We start from the raw sequence: 4,006 nt of genomic DNA on the forward strand, positions 1-4,006 counted from the left end.
TTATAAGAATACTGTAAATTTTGAGCAAAAAAAAACCACCTATTGGTGGTTTTTTTTACTTTAATGGTTTTTAGTTACCACCAGCTTCTTTAATTTTTTCTTTTGCAGCATTTGCAGCATCATCTACAGTTTTGTCAGCAGCATTAACTGCTTTATCTACAGCCTCACTAGCAGCGTCTCCCGCTTCTTCGATGGCATCACCAGCATCATCAACTGCATCTTCAATAGCGTCAGCAGCATCTTCAACAGCTTCTTCAGTTGCTTCAACAGCTTCTTCAATGCTATCTTCAGCTTTTTTAGTGTCTCTACAAGACGTAAACGATAAGCCTAATACTAGTAATAAAGCAGTGCTTAAAAATAATTTTTTCATTGGTTTTTGTTTTAGTGTTAATTTTTTTAAAAATCTAGATTACGAATTTAATAACTTCTTGTTAAAATCTATTAAAATTGTGTTAATTTTTTTAACATTTACTATTAAAATCATTCTATATACGCAAGTAATCGAGTATTTGGATGACGGCACCTTTGTTTTTTTTAATATAGTCTAAATTTTTCTTGCCAGAATTTATTCTTTTGTCTTCATTTTCAATAAGTTCATTTAAAATACTATTGAATTCTTTTTGATTAGAAATTGAAAACATGCCATTAATATCAATCATTGATTTGGCTTCAGGAAATTTAGAATGATTATTCCCGATAATAATAGGGATACTAAAAACTGCGGGCTCTAAGGTGTTATGTAAGCCTGTGTTTCCCATAGCACCACCAACATAAGCAATATCGGCGAAATTGTATGTTTTAGATAATAAGCCTATAGTATCAATAATAAAAACTTGTGCTTTGGAGAGGTCGCCTTTTTTTTTCTCACTAAATAAAATGGTTTTAGTATTTAATTTTTCTTTTAAACTTTTTATTTGTGCTTTATTAATATTGTGAGGTGCAATAATAAACTTTATATTTTTCGCCGCTTTATTGTTTATGTAGTTTATAAATAAATTTTCGTCTGGAGGCCAAGTACTTCCTGCTACAATACATAAGTTGTTAGCTTTAAAGGTCTCAATAAAATCTAAACGATTATCCTGATTTAATTGGCTATAAACACGATCAAAACGTGTGTCGCCAGAAACTGTTACGGTATTATAATTTATAGATTGCAGTAGTGTTTTTGAGGCTTCGTTTTGGGTGAAAATATGATCGAAAGTAAATAAAGCATCTCGCAATATTTTTCCGTAAAATTTAAAGAATGATTGGTTTTTTCTAAATGTTGCAGAAATTAATATGGTGCGTAATTGTTTCCGTTTTAATTCCTTTAAAAAATTAGGCCAGATATCATATTTAACAAAAATGGTAAGTTCTGGATTTACTATATTTAAAAAGGTTTTAGCGTTCTTTTTTGTGTCTAGCGGCAAATAAACAACAATATCTGCAATAGGTGAGTTTTTACGAATTTGGTAACCTGAAGGTGAGAAAAAAGAGAGTACAATTTTATGTGTTTTGTAATGTTTTCGTAAAGCCTGAAAAACAGGAAGACCTTGTTCGTATTCTCCTAAAGAAGCACAGTGAAACCAAAGCGTTTTGTCATCTTTATTAATATTTATTTTTAAAATATTAAAAGTTTCAGAGCGTCCGTTAACACCTTCTTTAATTTTTTTGTTAAACAGTGCAACGCATTTTAACCCAAAATGCGCTAAATAAATTCCTAAATTATAAATTAAACTCAATTTTATTTCTTTAATGCTAAAATACATTTCTTTAAAATAAATACGTTGGTTAACGCTTACGAATTTTGTAATTTCGCTACATTAAAACTCTTTAAGAGTATTCATTAAAATAGAGTTTGTTTATTTTCTAAAGATAAGCGATCTGTAAAATTTTTTAGATGAAGAAAATTCAAATGGTAGACCTTAAAGGTCAATACAATCAAATAAAAGATGTTGTAAACTCTTCAATTCAAGAAGTTATAGAAACTACATCGTTTATAAATGGCCCAAAAGTTCATGAATTTCAAAAGAATTTAGAACAATATCTTAATGTAAAACATGTTATTCCGTGTGCAAATGGAACCGATGCTTTGCAAATTGCAATGATGGGTTTAGGCTTAAAACCAGGGGATGAGGTTATTACTGCCGATTTTACTTTTGCTGCTACTGTAGAGGTTATAGCATTGCTAAATCTAACCCCTGTTTTAGTAGATGTTAATCCTGATGATTTTAATATTAATATTGAAGCCATAAAAAAAGCGATCACTCCAAAAACAAAAGCTATTGTACCCGTGCATTTATTCGGGCAATGTGCCAATATGGAAGCTATTATGGAGCTTGCAAAAGCTCATAATTTATTTGTTATTGAAGATAATGCTCAAGCTATTGGTGCTACTTATACGCATAAAGATGGCACTAAAACAAAGGCTGGAACCATTGGTCATGTGTCGTCTACATCATTTTTTCCATCAAAAAACTTAGGCTGTTATGGCGATGGTGGTGCTATTTTTACAAATGATGACGATTTAGCACATATTATTAGAGGTATTGTGAATCATGGGATGTACGAGCGTTATCATCACGATGTTGTTGGTGTGAATTCACGTTTAGATAGTATTCAAGCGGCTGTTTTAGATGCAAAATTGCCGCATTTGGACGATTATTGTGATAGTAGAAGAAATGCTGCTAATAAATACGATGCCGCATTTAAAAACATTAATAATATTGAAATACCTTTTAGAAACGGAAGCGATGATAGTCATGTGTTTCATCAATACACATTAAAAGTAAAAGGTATAGATAGAGATGCCTTGGTAAAACATTTAAACGCACATGATATTCCGTGTGGTGTCTATTATCCAATTCCACTTCATTTACAAAAAGCATACGCAGATTCTCGTTATAATGAAGCAGATTTTACTGTTACTAATCAATTAGTTAAAGATGTTATTTCGTTACCAATGCATACAGAATTAGACGATGAGCAAATTGAATATATTACATCAACTCTTATAAAATTTATAAATGGATAAAATATTAGTTACCGGTGGTTTAGGATTTATAGGTTCACACACCGTTGTAGAATTACAAAATGAAGGTTACGAAGTTGTTATTATTGATGATTTATCAAATTCTTCTGAAAAAGTTTTAGATGGGATTACATCAATCACCGGTAAGAAACCATTGTTTGAAAAATTAGATTTAAAAGATAGACCTAAAGTTGAAACCTTTTTTGAAAAACATAATGATGTAAAAGGCGTTATTCATTTTGCAGCAAGTAAAGCGGTTGGAGAAAGTGTACAAGAACCATTACTTTATTATGAAAATAACATTAGTACTTTAGTATATATTCTTAAGGAATTAAAAAAGTTGCCATCTGCAGCCTTTATTTTTAGCTCTTCTTGTACAGTTTATGGTCAAGCAGATGAATTACCAATAACTGAAAATGCCCCAGTAAAACAAGCTGAATCTCCATACGGAAATACCAAACAAATAGGAGAAGAAATTATAAGTGATACCTGTAAAGTAACACCAAGCTTAAAAGCTATAGCATTGCGGTATTTTAATCCAGTAGGCTCTCACGAATCAGCTAAAATTGGAGAACTTCCAATAGGAGTGCCACAAAATTTAGTGCCATTTATTACTCAAACGGCTATTGGTATTCGAGAGCAATTGTCTGTTTTTGGAGATGATTATCCAACTCCAGATGGAACTTGTATTCGAGATTATATTCATGTGGTCGATTTAGCAAAAGCTCATGTGGTTGCTCTTAATCGTTTGTTACAAAATAAAAACAAAAGTAATTATGAAACTTTTAATTTAGGAACAGGAAAAGGAAGTTCTGTATTAGAGGTTATTAAAGCATTCGAAAAAGTTTCAGGAGAAAAACTTAACTACAAAATAGTAGGTAGAAGAGAGGGTGATATTATTTCGGCTTATGCAGATACTACAAAAGCCAATAACGAGTTGGGTTGGAAAACAAAACTAACACTTGACGATGCGATGCGATCTGCTTGGAAATGGGA

At 31.3% G+C, this 4,006-nt stretch carries 4 protein-coding genes; 2 read left to right on the forward strand and 2 right to left on the reverse strand.

Annotated features, from left to right (window positions below):
• Nucleotides 1-70: 70 nt before the first annotated feature.
• Nucleotides 71-370: a hypothetical protein gene (locus AADI82_RS14165; RefSeq protein ID WP_341217073.1), complete on the reverse strand. Its 300-nt coding sequence runs from the start codon at nt 368-370 to the stop codon at nt 71-73.
• A 115-nt stretch (nt 371-485) separates the two neighbouring features.
• The gene (locus AADI82_RS14170; protein ID WP_341217074.1) at nt 486-1,748 is read right to left on the reverse strand and encodes a glycosyltransferase N-terminal domain-containing protein; all 1,263 of its coding nucleotides are present in this window, start codon (nt 1,746-1,748) and stop codon (nt 486-488) included.
• Nucleotides 1,749-1,879: 131 nt separating this feature from the next.
• Here AADI82_RS14170 and AADI82_RS14175 point away from each other — a divergent pair, with 131 nt between their 5' ends.
• Nucleotides 1,880-3,013, forward strand: coding sequence for a DegT/DnrJ/EryC1/StrS family aminotransferase (locus AADI82_RS14175; RefSeq protein ID WP_341217075.1), 1,134 nt, complete (start codon nt 1,880-1,882; stop codon nt 3,011-3,013).
• On the forward strand, nt 3,006-4,006 hold a 1,001-nt coding region (gene galE / locus AADI82_RS14180), incomplete at its 3' end, for a UDP-glucose 4-epimerase GalE (RefSeq protein WP_341217076.1). The genes AADI82_RS14175 and galE, both read left to right, overlap by 8 nt.

Source organism: uncultured Wocania sp. (genome assembly GCF_964021735.1).
GTDB lineage: Bacteria > Bacteroidota > Bacteroidia > Flavobacteriales > Flavobacteriaceae > Wocania_A.